Origin of the sequence: Flavihumibacter fluminis (assembly GCF_021491375.1) — a bacterium.
GTDB classification, from domain to species: Bacteria; Bacteroidota; Bacteroidia; order Chitinophagales; family Chitinophagaceae; genus Flavihumibacter; species Flavihumibacter fluminis.
Map to the genome: position 1 here is coordinate 798688 of NZ_JAKEVY010000003.1, position 16260 is coordinate 814947.

General features: G+C 41.6%; 13 protein-coding genes. 4 read left to right on the forward strand and 9 right to left on the reverse strand.

Annotated features, from left to right (window positions below; all coding sequences use genetic code 11):
• Nucleotides 1–12 precede the first annotated feature (12 nt).
• From L0U88_RS14685 to radA, 4 genes are read right to left on the reverse strand one after another with little or no spacing between them, the layout of a single operon-like run.
• Nucleotides 13–525, reverse strand: coding sequence for a glutathione peroxidase (locus L0U88_RS14685; protein ID WP_234866831.1), 513 nt, complete (start codon nt 523–525; stop codon nt 13–15).
• A 38-nt stretch (nt 526–563) separates the two neighbouring features.
• Nucleotides 564–1958 carry a choice-of-anchor Q domain-containing protein gene (locus L0U88_RS14690; protein WP_234866832.1) on the reverse strand — a complete coding sequence of 465 codons (1395 nt, stop codon included), beginning with the start codon at nt 1956–1958 and terminating at the stop codon, nt 564–566.
• A gap of 39 nt (nt 1959–1997) precedes the next feature.
• Complete coding sequence (locus tag L0U88_RS14695; protein WP_234866833.1) at nt 1998–2696, reverse strand: ComF family protein; 699 nt, start codon at nt 2694–2696, stop codon at nt 1998–2000.
• A 58-nt stretch (nt 2697–2754) separates the two neighbouring features.
• A complete protein-coding gene (gene radA / locus L0U88_RS14700) occupies nt 2755–4122 on the reverse strand; it encodes a DNA repair protein RadA (RefSeq protein WP_234866834.1) in 1368 nt (455 codons plus the stop codon).
• Nucleotides 4123–4550: 428 nt separating this feature from the next.
• On the opposite strand from radA, the gene L0U88_RS14705 reads away from it, so the two are divergent.
• The 3 genes from L0U88_RS14705 to L0U88_RS14715 all read left to right on the forward strand — a co-directional run bounded on the left by L0U88_RS14705 (nt 4551) and on the right by L0U88_RS14715 (nt 10043).
• Nucleotides 4551–5237: a zinc metallopeptidase gene (locus L0U88_RS14705; RefSeq protein ID WP_234866835.1), complete on the forward strand. Its 687-nt coding sequence runs from the start codon at nt 4551–4553 to the stop codon at nt 5235–5237.
• A gap of 318 nt (nt 5238–5555) precedes the next feature.
• The gene (locus tag L0U88_RS14710; RefSeq protein ID WP_234866836.1) at nt 5556–8645 is read left to right on the forward strand and encodes a SusC/RagA family TonB-linked outer membrane protein; all 3090 of its coding nucleotides are present in this window, start codon (nt 5556–5558) and stop codon (nt 8643–8645) included.
• A gap of 36 nt (nt 8646–8681) precedes the next feature.
• Complete coding sequence (locus L0U88_RS14715) at nt 8682–10043, forward strand: RagB/SusD family nutrient uptake outer membrane protein (protein ID WP_234866837.1); 1362 nt, start codon at nt 8682–8684, stop codon at nt 10041–10043.
• 144 nt (nt 10044–10187) lie between these two features.
• Here the strand turns inward: L0U88_RS14715 and L0U88_RS14720 are convergent, their stop codons facing one another.
• The 5 genes from L0U88_RS14720 to L0U88_RS14745 all read right to left on the reverse strand — a co-directional run bounded on the left by L0U88_RS14720 (nt 10188) and on the right by L0U88_RS14745 (nt 14885).
• Nucleotides 10188–10544, reverse strand: coding sequence for a hypothetical protein (locus tag L0U88_RS14720; protein WP_234866838.1), 357 nt, complete (start codon nt 10542–10544; stop codon nt 10188–10190).
• A gap of 74 nt (nt 10545–10618) precedes the next feature.
• Nucleotides 10619–11518, reverse strand: coding sequence for a hypothetical protein (locus L0U88_RS14725; RefSeq protein ID WP_234866839.1), 900 nt, complete (start codon nt 11516–11518; stop codon nt 10619–10621).
• Nucleotides 11519–11832: 314 nt separating this feature from the next.
• A complete protein-coding gene (locus tag L0U88_RS14730; protein WP_234866840.1) occupies nt 11833–13380 on the reverse strand; it encodes an Rne/Rng family ribonuclease in 1548 nt (515 codons plus the stop codon).
• Between the two features lie 312 nt (nt 13381–13692).
• On the reverse strand, nt 13693–14541 hold the full coding sequence (locus tag L0U88_RS14740; protein WP_234866841.1) for a tetratricopeptide repeat protein: 849 nt from the start codon (nt 14539–14541) through the stop codon (nt 13693–13695).
• A 23-nt stretch (nt 14542–14564) separates the two neighbouring features.
• The gene (locus L0U88_RS14745) at nt 14565–14885 is read right to left on the reverse strand and encodes an HU family DNA-binding protein (RefSeq protein WP_039136824.1); all 321 of its coding nucleotides are present in this window, start codon (nt 14883–14885) and stop codon (nt 14565–14567) included.
• Nucleotides 14886–15054: 169 nt separating this feature from the next.
• Between L0U88_RS14745 and mutY the strand changes: the two genes are divergently transcribed.
• Nucleotides 15055–16110, forward strand: a complete 1056-nt coding sequence (mutY, locus tag L0U88_RS14750) for an A/G-specific adenine glycosylase (protein WP_234866842.1) — start codon at nt 15055–15057, stop codon at nt 16108–16110.
• The last annotated feature ends 150 nt before the right edge of the window (nt 16111–16260 follow it).

A 16260-nucleotide genomic window follows, 5' to 3' on the forward strand; every position in this document is an offset into this window, starting at 1 on the left:
TCGGCGAATATACTAATTCAGGTACTTGGTAATTGCTTCGTCAGTGGGTTTAACGCCGCTTGGGAATACAGCCAGCAGTTTACCGTTTTCATCAATCAGGAACTTGGTAAAATTCCATTTGATTGGTTCTTTTACTCCCATCTTACCCGCTTCTTCGGTGAGGTATTTAAACAGGGGATGGATATCGGATCCTTTCACACTTACTTTTTCGGCCATCGGAAAACTTACCCCAAAGTTTTTCTTACAAAAACTGGCGATCTCTTCATTGGAGCCGGGTTCCTGTCCACCGAAATTGTTGGCTGGAAAACCTACCACCGTTACTTTTGAACCGTATTTTTCATACAGCTCCTGGAGGTCAGCATATTGCTTGGTATAACCACATTTGGAGGCTGTGTTCACGATCAGCATTTTTTTGCCTTTGAACTGGGCCATATCCATAGGTTTACCATCAAGTGTCTTTAGTTTAAAATCGTAAATACCTGTAGTAGCTATCAGCAACATAGATATTATTAATGTTTTGAGCATAAGAATACATTTATCAGTTATCTAACAAATATCCGTCATTATTGTTTTTCATAAGCGCCCAGGTCGGGCATCCCGACAGGTCTTTTTTTTCCATCCAGGTCAAGTGTTGTGCCGGTAATGATTCCACGATCGATAGCAGGAGACATATCTTTCAGCCGGAAATTATAGGTGCCTGATCCAGGTTCCAGCAATTCAAATTGCGGATCAAGATTGGTTTCGGTATCAGCTACTTCGATATGCTGCACGGGCTGGCTCATTTTCCAGATACCAGTTTCAAACCGGACCAGGTATGGCTGCGTACCTTCCCGAAGGGCTACCATTTCATTTTCGACAGTACCACCTCCACTCCATATTATACTGTTGCGGAAGAATGCCTCCAGTGCAGCTTGCACAGGGTTGCCATTCACCAGAACAGAGTTGCTGATTAATACCACCGGATCTTTGTGTACAATAAGGTTATTGGAATAAGCAGCAAGCGTGGCATGATTAAAATTATATTTTCCGCCGCCGCCGATCTGCAGGTTCTTGCCACAATTACTGATCAGCAGGTTATTGGCCCGAACTGAACTGTTGATGCAAAGCAGTCCGGCATCAAATGCATTGTCAATGATGACCTGGTCCATTTCCAATTTGTATTCACCAACTGTTTCCCTTCCTTCCAAAACAACAGCCTGGTAGGCATTCCGGATATTCGTGTATGCAAAACGGTTAGTATGGCTGGTATTGGTAAAATAAATCCCTGGCCAGGAAGCGGGGAAACCAGCATAGGGCTGGTCTAACCGATCACCTGTGAATACTACCCGATCTGTTTGAGCGGTATCGCCTGCTGCCTGCAAGCTTCCCTTTACGAGGATAGGAGCATCTGCATGCACATAGATCCGGGTGCCTTTGGAAATGGAAAGTGTGGTGTTTTCTTCAATGGTGAAAGGACCAATTAAAACATAGGGTAATGAATTGTCCCAACTGGTATTGCTGCTGATGATTCCATTCCGGATATAACGTGCATTTTGTCCGTATGCATCCAGCTGGATCCACTTTTCCTGTCCGTTCCATTGAATGGAAATACTATCCCGGACCAGGAAAGGAAGTGTTTCACTATTGGCGGGAATCTGAAGGTTTACGAAAACATGTGCACTGTCGCCGGCGGCTATTTCCACAGCTTCCACCAATGGCCCTGGTTCACCATTCACATTCATTCTGAATACTCCTGTGTTTGAACCTGCAAGGCGAATGGAACTGATGCGGATGCGTTGATCATTATTATTAATGATCCGAAAAGATTGGGTTATTGAACCTGCTGTTGTGAATACAGTATCGAAGTGAAGACTATCTGCACTGAGACCTAAAGGAGCATCCGAACTGGTTAGCAAGCTGTCTTTGCTACAGGATATGATAAGCATACTGAAAATAAACAACCACAGAAATCGCCCCATACCATCAAAAATAAGGCAGGCAGCAGGAAATGGGAAATTTTAATGGGGTAGGGTATAAGCAAAACAGAGCAGGCTTAGTCGGGTACCGGGCACCTGAAGTATTTTTTCACCCATGGCCTCCAGGGTGGCACCGGTTGTGATGACATCATCAATTAATAATACGTGTTTCTGTTCGATGGCAGTAGGTTTACTGACGCGGAAAACTTCCCGCATATTTTGCCAGCGTTCGGATCGGTGCTGTGTTGTTTGGGAACGGGTTGGGGTAATTCTTTCCAGGCAATCGGAATATAAGGGAAGGCCGGTTTGCTGTTGAATGCCGATTGCCAGCAGTTCAGCCTGGTTATATCCTCTTGTTGCTTTTCTTTTGGGATGAAGTGGCATCGGCAGGAGGCAGTCTATTTTTGAAAACCAGTCTGCAGATTGAAGGTGAAAGCCCATCCATGCGCCCAATTGAAGTCCTAACTCTTTTCTGTAAGCATATTTTAGCTGGTGTAAAATTTCTTGTACGATGCTTTTGTGTGTGAAATAGGTGGTAGCAGCAGCATGTTCAAGTGAAAGCCTGCCATAAAAAATCTTTTCTACCTCATTGGCTGGCAACTGAGTAAATCCGGTTACGGGTAGTTCAAAAAGGCAGGAACTGCAAATGCCAGCATTCTCCGGTAATTGATTGGTACCGCAAGCAGCACAGATGTGTGGAAAGAAAACAGATTGGATGGCATGCAGTAATGGCGAGTTCATTCGCCAAGCTACAAAGGTGGGCTCTCGGTTGCAAGCGTGTTTTCACCGGATTGTTACATCACCCAAATAACAACTGATAAACATCTTCTACTCTTGCCAGCGGTACTATTTCTATATTACCAGTATGGGTGATGTTTCCTTTTTGTCCAAATCGGGAGATGAGTATTTTCTCTAGTCCGAGTTTTTCCGCTTCAGAAATTCGTTGTTCTACTCGATGTACGGAACGAATTTCTCCACTGAGTCCAACTTCTCCGGCAAAACAGGTGGTTGATGGAATCGGGATATCGGTAAAGGAACTGAGCAGCGCACATAATACCGCCAGGTCGATAGCCGGGTCCTCTACTTTTAATCCGCCGGCAATGTTCAGAAATACATCTTTGGTGCCGAATTGAAAGCCGCCTCTTTTTTCCAATACGGCTAATAAAAGCTGTAAACGTCGCGAGTCAAATCCTGAAACAGTACGTTGGGGCGTGCCATAAACGGATGGTGTAACCAATGCCTGCACTTCAATCAGGAAGGGACGCATTCCCTCAATAGCGGCTGCGATGGCGATGCCGCTGAGTTGTTCACCAGTATGGGATAACAGAATATCACTTGGATTGAGTACTGGTTTCATACCGGCAGAGCTCATTTCATAAATGCCTAATTCGGAAGTGCTTCCAAAACGGTTTTTCTGAGTGCGAAGAATCCGGTAGGCATAGTGGCGGTCGCCTTCAAATTGTAACACAGAGTCTACCATGTGTTCCAGGATTTTTGGTCCGGCTATTGCACCGTCTTTCGTAATATGCCCGATCAGGAATACCGGTGTATTGGATTCTTTTGCATACCGTTGCCATTCTGCTGCTGTTTCTCTTATTTGAGAAACACTGCCAGGAGAAGATTCAATGGTAGGGGTATATAAGGTCTGAATGGAATCGATGATAACCAGGTCGGGCTGGAGTTGTTTTATCTCCTGAAAAATTTGCTGGGTATTCGTTGCCGTTAGTAAATAGAAGTTTTCACTTTCGTAGGGAAGTCTTGCTGCCCGAAGTCTTACCTGTTGTTCGCTTTCTTCTCCACTTACATATAAAACTTTCACCTGGTTGAGTTGCAATCCTAATTGTAAGAAGAGTGTTGATTTGCCGATTCCCGGTTCACCTGCAACAAGAATAATGCTTCCATTTACAATTCCTCCTCCGAGTACACGATTCAATTCGGTATCGGGTGTTACCAATCTTGCTTCTTTGGTTACCGGAACATCCTGTAATCTTGTAACAACTGCTTTATATGCTGAACCTTGTTGCCATGGATTGGAAGGTGCTGATTCTTTTTGTTTGATTTCTTCAACGAAGCTGTTCCATTGTTGACAAGCGGGACATTTACCTAACCATTTGGGACTTTCATATCCACATTGCTGACAGAAGAATGCTGATTTGGTTTTGGCCATGATGAAGGTGAAATGTGAGACGTGAGAAGTGAGACGAAATATGTTTTTGAATGCAAACTTAGATGAAAGTAAAAAGGCCAGCATTGCTGCTGACCCTTTACTTACTAACCCATTAAATTCTTGCACTAAATTACGAATAAGGGGCACATTTCAAAATAAATTTTTGCCCCTGTGAATAACTTTTGCAGGTTGGGGGCGGGGTGGGCGAGACCTTTAAGGTGGTATTTAAATCGTTGATAATAAATAAATTATGTTTACATATTAAAAATGACGAAAACCTCTCATAGGTAATATTGTCAGGTTGAATTCGGGTGATTTTACCCGGGTGACAAAACGGCGGAAGTCCCGCGTAAAAAAGGCTGATTTGGAGGAAATTAGTTAAATTGGAAAGTGGTTTGATAATAGAATTGTTGCTTAAAAATTGACTTATGACACCTTCCATTATGTTCGTTTCGTTGTTGTTTGTGGGCATCAGTTTGCTGGTTTCCTACATGCTGAAGAGTAAGATCCGGAAGTATTCGGAAACACCGATGCGTTCAGGGCTATCCGGACAGGAGATCGCGCAGCGTATGTTAAAAGAAAATGGTATATATGACGTGCAGGTAACCATGGCTCAGGGTTTTCTGAGCGACCATTATAATCCATTAACTAAAACGGTTGCTTTAAGTCCGGATATCTACCAGGGTCGGAACGTGGCAGCTGCTGCAGTGGCTGCACATGAATGTGGCCATGCCATCCAGCATGCAACAGCGTATCCCTGGTTAACCATGAGATCCAAGCTGGTACCGGTTGTTCAAATGAGTTCCATGCTGGTACAGTGGGTACTATTGGCGGGTATTATGCTAATTAATACCTTCCCCAGCCTTTTGCTTGGCGGTATTATACTTTTTGGTCTTACTACTTTGTTTTCTTTAATCACCTTGCCAGTAGAGTTTGACGCCAGCAAAAGGGCCCTTGCCTGGCTGGAGCAGACCAATATCACTACTGCTCAGGAGCAGCCACAGGCAAAGGATGCGCTGAAATGGGCGGCCATGACCTATGTTGTTGCGGCGATAGCCTCATTGGTAACATTGATCCAATACATCTTTATATATATGGGAAGAAGCAGAGAATAACTGCTTCTTAAAAATGTAAAGCCGGTTTGTAAAGTACAAACCGGCTTTTTTTATACATAAACAAATAGTTATAAAAAATATATAAAGCAAACGGTTAAAAAATCATGTTAATTATTGAATATTGTTATTGAAGATAAATATGTAATTTAAATTAATATAACATATTTTTCTAAACTTTTTTTACCATAAAAACAGCAGAATTGGAAACTAAACTGTCTAGCTATTAATAATTTGATATTTTTTTAACAAAAAACCCTCAAATTTGTCGGGTTGAATTTTTAACCGCCACCTTTTTTGGCAAAACTAACACACGTGAATATGGCTGCAAGAAAAAAAATGGCCGGATGGCTCTGGAGCCTTGTGCTTCTGTTCGCTGCACTTACGGTGCAGGCCCAGGACCGGCAAATCACCGGAAAAATTACGGATCGTTCAAATGGTTCTCCCATGGTTGGAGCTACCGTTACAGTTAAGGGAACTACAATTTCGACTTCTACAGAAGTTGATGGAACATTCAGACTCTCTGTTCCCGCCAATGCAAAAACTTTAGTAATTACATCCATTGGATTCCAGTCTACTGAAGTGCCTGTAACTGAAAGAGTGGATGTTAGCATGGTAACGGGAAATGATGCCCTAAGTGAAGTGGTTGTTGTCGGGTATGGTTCACAGGTTCAGCGTGAACTAACCGGTAACATTGCACGGGTTAAATCAAAGGACATTGAGAACCTTCCCTTACCAACCGTTGACCAAGCTTTACAAGGTAAAGCCGCGGGGGTATTCGTAAATGCCCAATCCGGAAAGCTTGGTCAGGCCGTTACAGTCAGGGTTAGGGGCAACTCCTCAATTAGTGCGAGTAGTCAACCACTATATGTATTGGATGGCGTGCCCATTACAACCGATGATCAGAGTTCATATGGTGGTAATATGAACCCCCTAATTGATCTTAACCCTAATGATATTGAGTCAATCGATGTACTTAAAGATGCTGCAGCGGGTGCTATTTATGGTTCACGAGCTGCTAATGGGGTGGTTTTGATCACTACTAAAAAAGGCAAGACTGGTAAAACTAATATTTCTGCAAATTTTCAAACAGGATTTTCAGAAGCCACTCGAAGAGTGGATTTCATGAATGCAAAAGAATATTCTGAACAACTATTGAAAGCAGCTGGATATACAGATAACTTCGACGGACTCGACCCATCTGACCCTACCAGTACTACAAGTTATGTTCTTGATTTCCTCGACTTTTTTAGCTTTGGAGAGTGGTCGCCAACATCCACTGCGAACTATGATTGGCAGGATAAGGCGTTCCAGCGTGGCAATTATAACCAGGCTGATATCCAATTGTCTGGAGGTAATGATAAAACACGTTTCTACAGTTCATTACAATATCTGGATCAAATTGGAACAATAGTAGGTAATGATCTGAAGAGATTGTCTGGTAGAATTACACTTGACCATAAGGCTAATAATTGGTTGAATGTCGGATTTACCAGTAGTTTGGCAAGAACTACAACAAGACGTCTGCCGGATGACAACGCCTTTTCAAACCCTTTACAGGCATCAGCATTGCCCAACATCACACCATTTACTGATCCGGAAACCGGTTTGATGACTGGAACTCCTCCAGGTGAAGTAAACACTCCTCTTTATTACAATCCATTCCTTACAGTTAAATATGGCAGATTCACACAGCAGAGTTATCGTAATTTTAGTAATGCATATGCTGCTGCAACTATTCTGCCGGGATTAACCTTTAAAACAGAATTTGGATTGGACCTGTTATCGCAAGAAGAAGAAAGTTATTTCCAGTCACAAACAGTGCGTAACCAAACAAGAGCTGGAAATGGCTTAGGCTCTTATTCTACAGCGTTTGTATTTAATTACAACTCAAACAATTATTTTACTTATCTGAAAAATTTCGGGAAACATTCCATTGAAGGAACGCTTGGAATGCAGTACCAGAAGTCGTTATCTAAATATAGTTTTACAGAAGGTTTGCAATTCCCATCTGATTCCTACCAGAAAATTATCAGTGCTGCAACTAAATCAGATGGAAGTTCATCTGAGACAGAGTTTGCTTTCCTTTCTTATTTTGGACGTGTAAACTATAAGTTTGACGACAAATATCTCTTATCGCTCAGTCTGCGTAGAGATGCTTCATCCCGTTTCGGTAGAAATTCACGCTACGGATATTTCCCAGCTGCTTCAGTTGGCTGGATCATTTCGGATGAGAAGTTTTTCAATAAAAGCGACTTTTTATCTTTCCTGAAGTTAAAAGCCAGCTATGGTGTTGTGGGTAATGCTGAAATCGGAAACTTCCCTCAACTTGGCCTGTTTACCGGGGATGCCGGATATGCAGGAAGTGGTGGTCAGCGTCCTTCCCAAATTCCTAACCCGGATCTGAAATGGGAAACTACCGCACAGTTTGATGTAGGTATTAATTATGGATTTTTCAATAACAGAATCACCGGTGAAATTGATTACTATATTAAAAAGACCTCCGATTTGTTGCTGAATGTAAACGTACCAGCAACAACAGGATTTAACACACAAGTTCGAAATGTTGGTAGTCTTGAAAATAAGGGCGTTGAGTTTGTATTGAATACAGAAAACCTGGTTGGTAAATTCAGATGGTCAACCAATATTAACCTTGCATATAATCGTGGCCGTGTTACTGATATTGATGGTCAGATTATTGAAGGTGGTATCAGCAGTATGAACCGCGTTATGGAAGGCCAACCAATTGGTGTTTTTTACACAGTTGAATATGCTGGTGTAGATCCGCAGAATGGTGATGCACTTTTCTATAGAAATACAAACAATAACGGACAGTTAGACAAGACAACCGTTAATGCCAGTGGTTACAATCAGGCGCAACGTATAGTTACAGGCGATCCGAATCCGGATTGGATTTTCGGAATTACCAATAACTTCTCCTATAAAGGATTTGATCTTTCAGTTTTCTTTAATGGCGTTTTTGGAAACCAGATCAATATTTATGGTATGGGTCGGTATTCCTCTGCTAACTTCCGCTTCGAAGACAACCAGACAAGGGATCAACTTGCTGCCTGGACCACACCAGGCCAGGTTACCAATGTTCCACAAGCAAGATTGTTCTTCAACAATGGTGCACAGGTTAGTAGCCGTTACATCGTTGATGGTTCCTTCATGCGCTTACGTAATATAACCTTAGGATACAACCTGCCAAAAGCTATAACATCAAAAATTAAACTGGACAGAGTGCGATTGTATGTTAGTGGTCAGAACCTGTTAACATTTACTAATTATCCATATTGGGATCCGGAAGTTAATGCTGATTCATTTGATTCCAATATTGCTAAAGGAAATGACTTCTACACACCACCACAGCCAAAAACTGTTTTATTTGGTCTGAACATCGGTCTGTAATTGAAGTGTTTGATTGTTTATTTTAATATTTAAATTATGAGAATTTCGATAATAGCTATAGCATTAACCGCAATATTTGCTTCTTGCGAAAAGGGGCTCAATATTGAGCCAACCGCAAGTATTTCAGCTGAAAGGGCGCTCCTGACTGAAAGCGATGTGCGTGTAACCTTGATTGGTGCCTATGATGGTCTCCAAAGGGCTACAGTTCTTGGAGGTGATATTCAGGTAATCAACGAATTACTGGGTAATACCGATAATATTCGATTTACCGGTACTTTTGCAGGTTTGTCGGACATTGCTTTCCTTGAAATGTCAGCTCCTAATACGTTTGCTCGTGATACCTGGGCTGCAGCTTATAACACCATTCTTCGTTCAAACTATGTGCTCTCTGCACTGGATAAAGTAACCTCTTCCCAGGCTACAAAGGATCGTTTTGAAGGAGAAGCTTTATTTATCAGGGGTGTTTTATATTTTGAATTGGTTAAATTGTTTGGTAAAGCATGGGGTGATGGAGATAACAATGCAAACCCTGGTGTTCCAATTATACTTGCTCCGACAACTTCAGTTACGCCTGAGAGTTATGTTTCCAGAAATAGCGTTGCACAAGTATATCAAAGAGCAATTGATGATTTGACTAGAGCTGAAAGTCTTCTTCCTGCAAGGAATTCTTTTTATGCAACAAAAGCTGCTGCTGCTGCAGTACTTTCAAGGATAGCATTAATGCAGGGCGATTATGCAACTGCACGAGATGCAGCAAATCGCGTAATTGAAAGCGGTATTTATTCCTTAACACCCTCTTTTGCGGAGTTATGGGTAATTAATCCAAATGGAACTGATTTCACAACTGAAAATGTTTTCGGTATGAAAGTAACTGTTCAGGACGGAACAAATAGCTTGAATACCTACTTTGGGACTGGTATTGGCTCAATCCCTGGAACTGCTGGTCGTTCTGATTGTAAAATTCTGCAAGCTCATATTGATAAATATGAAGACGGTGATTTCAGGGGTGATTTCTTCCAGCAGGTTGGTTCTTTCACTTATACACGTAAGCATCTTTCCAGATTTGGCAACGTTGCATATATACGTTTAGCCGAAATGTATCTGACAAGAGCAGAAGCTAACTTCAGATTGGGTACTTCAGTTGGAAATACACCAGTTGACGATATCAATATTATTCGTAACAGGGTTAACATCGCTGACCTTACCACAATAACTTTGAATGATATCTTGAACGAACGATATCTTGAACTCGCATTTGAAGGAGAACGTATGGCTGATATTAAACGTACACGTGGAACTGCTGATGGAATTGCATGGAATTCACCATTGTTAATTCTACCTATTCCTCAACGTGAAATTGATGTGAATCCGAACCTCGTTCAGAACGAAGGGTACTAATTGTTTAATTAAAATTTTCAATAAACTGTATCCAGAAAGCAGCCCATTTTATAGTTTTATTTAAACGACAAGAGGCGGTAGTTTTACTACCGCCTCTTGTTTATTTCCCTATAATAATTGTCTGATCAAATCCTATCGTATCAGTTAGAGATTAATCACTTCGTAAGGTAGAGTATACATCACATTTGTGTTGCCGTCAAAAATCGGCCATTGTGATTGGAAGCCCCAGCCCTGATTCGTTGTTCCTGTTCCAAAATAGAAATTTCTATTTATAATGAAATTTCTGATTATTGGGTCATTCGTTCTAACAGTACTGGAAACATTTACGCTTGTTGTGACTCCATTATATGAATAACTTACTGTTGAGGTTAATGTGCTTGGATCATTATTATCTTCTTCATAAATTCCAAGAGCCTGTTCGACCTTTTCAGAAGTCCAATTAGTGTCCCATAAAGTTAACACCTGCTTCCAGGTTCCCTTTCTAATTTCTTTTCTTTTCATATTCACTGCTATGAACGGGAACCCTGGATTTACATTTCCATTCGCATCTGCTGTGGCAAAACCACGTCCAAATCTTAACACTCCGACCCACCACCATTCCTAATGGAAATCAATTTATCGTATTGTTTGGTACATTTTACCCAACCTAAATAAACTTTATATATTGTAACTCCTGTTATTGGAGGATTAGGTGGTGGAGGTGGATCACTTCTTACATCCATAATATTAATAATATGCGTAGCCTTTGTTAACTCAGCATAGTTATCATTAACTGTAACTGTTCGCCACCGAAGTTGTCGTGGAGCGTCTCTTCCAGCTTGATAATAATAGGGTTCATTTCCTGGTCCAGAATCCGCTTCTCTGTCGGCTGCGACTAAAGTCACCAAGCGCTGCATTTGATCTGTTACTGTATTTAATCCGGGTGTACCAGGATTATAAAGACTTCCCCAGTTTTCTGAATATGGGAAATATATTTTAATGCTATTAACATTAAATACTTCAAGTGGTAAAGAATCCAGCGCAACCATCACATCTGAAGAATTACTATTTGCTGATGACCCTACTTCATCAGAAAGGTATCCAGAATAGTATTTTTGAATTAATGGATATGACTTTTTATTTAATTGTTTTTTGAATTCTTCTTTAAATATACCATGGTCAATTTTCATTTCAAGAAATGCCGGATGATTATATAATCCAATTCTGTTTGGAGACAACAGACTTGTAATTGAAATAGACTCATCTGGTTCAAAAGATGAATAAATTGCTGCATTTACCTCATCTAGCGCATTTTGATTTAAATACACAGATTGTAAAACCTCTTTTAGCTCTTTTATCAATGCGATTTTAGTCCTATCAGCGTTTGAAAGGCTGGGGTCTAAATCGGGATTATAATTATTAAAATCTTGATCAAGGTTTTTTTTACACGAGCTAAAAGCAAGTAAAGTGATTAATAAATAGGTTATAAACTTCATAAATAGTTAATTTGGAAAGATTCATTGTTAGAAATAAGGTTGTTGTTTCGATAGATTTTTTCAGGAACAGGTTTTGATAAATAATTTTATTAAGGGAAATATTTTCCATCATGTCCAAATATTTATATGGATAAGATGTTATACCTTATGAATATATAAAGCTAGATTGGTTTCTTTTTTAATATTACACCAAAAGGCATTTTGTAGGTACCAAACTAGTTTTAGAATGTATAAAAAGTGACTTTTGATAAGTAAGTTTTATAGCTGTTCTTTCAAACAAAAAAGCTACCTGATATCAGGTAGCTTTTTACTTTTTACAACTTTATCTCTTCCTCATGGTCATCGTAAAAGTGAAACTCAGTGAGGTGATAGTTGGTATTTGCCTGTAATTTGATGTTTTGTTTGAAACGACGCTTCCATTTCCAGAATTTGCTGAAGATCCAGCCCTTGGTGAGATAAGCATACATAATCGGATGCACCACAAGGGTCAGGTTGGAATGCTTATGTGTAATGAGATAATTCAGGTTCTTTTCGATTTCATCTTCAAGAACCAGTGAAGAGGATATTTTACCTGTACCATTACAACTGGGACAAACCTCCATTGTATTGATGTTCAGCTCCGGTTTCATCCGCTGACGCGTGATTTGCATCAAACCGAATTTGGAGATCGGTAAGACGGCATGTTTGGCACGGTCGGGTTTCATCATAGCCTCCATCGCGTCCATCAGCTTCTTTTTATTCTCGGGTAGCTTCATGTCGATGAAGTCTACTACGATAATACCACCCAGATCGCGCAAACGTAACTGACGGGCGATTTCCTCAGCAGCTTCCATATTCGTTTCCAGGGCATTCTGCTCCTGGTTATTGCTCACACTTTTGTAACCACTGTTCACGTCAATGACATGCAGGGCTTCCGTATGTTCAATAATCAGGTAAGCACCACTGGGCAGGTTAACAGTCTTGCCAAATGCTGCTTTTACCTGCTTGGTTACACCATACTGATCAAATATGGGAGAGCCATTGTGATAAAACGAAACGATATCTGCTTTATCAGGAGCAATACGCTGAATATAGGTTTTGGTATCGTTGTAGAGATTCCGGTCGTTCACTACGATGCGGTTGAAATCTTCATTGAGCAAATCCCGCAACATACTGGTGGTCTTGGTTTGCTCACTGAGGATTTTGGCCGGCGCAGCTGCCCCTTTTAAGTTCTGCTGAATCGTTTTCCAGGTTTCTACCAGTGCCAGTAAATCCTCATGCAGCTCAGCTGTGTTTTTACCTTCCGCCGCAGTTCTTACAATTACCCCAAAATTCTTGGGCTTGATCGCTTCAATGATTTTTTGCAGGCGCTTTCGTTCATCCGCAGAATGAATCTTACGGGAAACTGCCACAACATCATTAAAGGGGGTAATAACCACGAATCGCCCGGGTAGCGATATTTCACAGCTCAGTCGCGGCCCTTTGGCTGCAATTGGTTCTTTCAGAATCTGCACCAGGATATTAGGCTTGCCACCCAATACCTCATTGATCTTACCGGTTTTTACGATTTCAGCTTCGACCTCAAACTTACCGAAGTCAAAGCTGCCGGAATTATCAACAATGGATTGCTGTGTGAATTTGAGGAGCGACTTGGCATAGGGACTCAGATCGGTATAATGCAAAAAAGCATCCTTTTCGAACCCTACATCCACAAATGCAGCGTTCAAGCCAGGTATCAGTTTGCGTACCTTCCCTAAATATAAATCCCCGACAGCAAAACTGGCATCTGCTTTTTCATTATGCAGTTCGACCAGCTTTTTGTCTTCCAGGAGAGCTATCTCAACACCCTGAGGCGCTGAGTTAATAATTAATTCCTTGTTCAAGCGAGTAATCTTTTAACATCAGTCCAATCTCACCAAAAGGAACTCAGCTGTGTTTGATAGGAACGATGGTTTTTAGTTTTTTGCAATAATCACCTACAACCACGTAAAACGAACAGCTGAAAGGGAATAAAGCCGGAATAAGATAATTCATTCCGGCTTTATATAAAGGCGTTGAAAGAAGGAAAATTATTTCTTCTTCTTATGACGATTCTTTCTCAATCTTTTTTTCCGCTTGTGCGTCGCAATCTTATGACGCTTTCTTTTTTTACCACAAGGCATCTTCAGTACTATTTACAATGTTAACAATTCAAATCACTTCAGTTGTTTGATACGCTTATCCAGTTCCGCTTTTAATACCGGATTCTCGATATGTTCGGCAGCGTGCTCATACCATTCAATCGCTTTCGCTTTATCGCCTTTCCGTTCGTATCCTTCTGCCAGCATCAGCAACACTTCCAGATTATGAGGTTCAGATAAGGCAACTTTCTCCAGGCGTTCAACGGCTTTGTCGTATTGCCCCGATACAATTCCTCCGATTCCCAACATCTTCTGCGCATACATATTGGTGGAATCTTTCCTGCTTACTTCCAGAATTTTCTGGATGCCCTGCATCACCGCCTGGGGATTTTCTGCGGAAGCTCCGAAAATATAAGTGCTTCCCAATCCCACTTGCAGTGAATCATTGGAAGGATTCAACGCAATTGCTTTTTCAAATAACTCTTTCGACTCGCCGGCAAGCCAGGATTTTAATCCCGGATCCTCCACTGCGCGGAGGTTATCCAACAAGATTCGGGCTGCAAAGGTGAGACTTTTTTCAGAATTTTCCAACTTGGCCGCTTCCGAGGTATAATAGGCGAATGGAACAAAGGCCCTGGCAGAGTCACTCCAGAACCTGGCCAGCTGCTGATAATTCTTGATTTTTTGCTCTTTTACATCCCCCCGAACCACGGCTTCGCTTAACCCATTTACATAAGTTTGCTGCGATTCACTGAGTTTTGCAGTAGCTCCTTTGATAACAGACTGAATATCAAATGTTTCAGAAGGTGCAGAAACAGTTGCCCCTGCCTTTGCCTTTACAGGCGGGGTCGTCTTGCCAAAGAAAAAAACTACCAGTAGCAGAAGAACACCGCCTCCTACTACTAAAAATTGCTGCTTTTTCAAATCCTACATTTAAGGCAGCAAAATTACATTTCTTCGTCGGGGTTTGGTTGCCCTTCCTTAACTGTTTTGAGTTTTTTTACTTCCTGCACAAATTCCTTGGCAGGTTTAAAGGCGGGAATAAAATGTTCGGGAATCTCTACCGCAACATTCTTTTTGATGTTACGCCCGATTTTGGCTGCTCGCTTTTTCGTAATAAAGCTGCCAAAACCCCGGATGTAAATGTTCTCTCCCTGCGACAACACATCCTTCACCTCTTTGAACATTGCTTCCAGGGTTACCAGCACATCCACTTTTGGGATGCCGGTTTTTTCTGCAATTTGATTGATGAGGTCGGCCTTTCTCATAATTCACCTGTTTTGAATCTTTTGTCAAGTGGCGGAATGCTGGCCAGTTAACCCGGATTCCACAACAATGCGGTTTTGTTTTGTTAATATAAAATAAACTTCTAATCCGTGCAACTCTTATGCAATTTATTGATTTTGAATTAAATTGAAATATTTTTCCAACATTCTGATGAACCTGCCCGAGTTTACCAAAAACCTGCTCAGCTGGAACCAGTTCAGCAACTCCCGCCAGATGCCCTGGAAGGGTGAAACCGACCCCTATAAAATATGGTTGAGCGAAATAATTCTTCAGCAAACACGTGTAGAACAGGGACTTGCATATTATGAAAAATTCATAAGCAGATTTCCAAAGGTCCAGGACCTGGCAATGGCTCAGGATGCTGAAGTGTTTAAATACTGGGAGGGACTCGGCTATTACAGTCGTTGTCGAAACCTTTTGGCTACTGCCCGTTGGGTAGCTTTTGAAAATAAAGGCCATTTTCCGCCTGATTATGAAGGATTATTAAAGTTGAAGGGGGTAGGTCCATACACGGCTGCAGCCATCGCTTCCTTTGCATTTGGTGAGCCCCGTGCCGTACTGGATGGAAATGTTTTCAGAGTGCTTTCGAGGTATTTCGGAATCAATACACCAATCGACAGTTTGACTGGTAAAAAACTCTATGCACAACTTGCCCAGGCGCTGTTGCCAACCGATCAACCTGGAGCCTATAACCAGGCGATAATGGACTTCGGTGCCGTCGTATGTAAACCCCAGGCACCACTTTGTTCAGCCTGTGTGCAGCAAACTGATTGTGAAGCATATCGGTTGGGTGTAGTGGGTGATCTGCCAGTGAAGGAAAAATCAATCAAAAAAAGAACGCGCTATTTTTATTACTTCCTGCTAAAATGGAACAACCAGTATTATGTAAGGCAAAGAGGGGGAGGCGATATCTGGCAGGACCTGCATGAATGGGTGCTTATAGAACAAGCTGAACCGCTTGCGACGGATCCTTCTATTTACCGGAATCTTTTGAAAAAATACCTGGGAACTGCCAAACTCAAACAGCTGAGAGTAGGAGAGGAAGTGCGGCAACAATTGTCTCATCAAACCATTATCGGACGCTTCATCACCGCTGAACTTACCATACCGCTCTCAACAGAAACCGGATATCAATTACTTTCTCCAGATGCCCTGTCCAAACTGGCTTTCCCCCGTTTCATCACCGCATTTTCACCCAGGCTCTGATTACTGCCTTTTCGCCAAAGGCGGATGCTTACCGGTTGGGTGCCACCCGACCGGTGAAGCGATGACGTTAAAACTGCATTAATGTCTCAAAAACAAGGAATTCCTGCGAAAAAAAATTAATTTTAGAGAGTACAAACAGGGATAGACGAT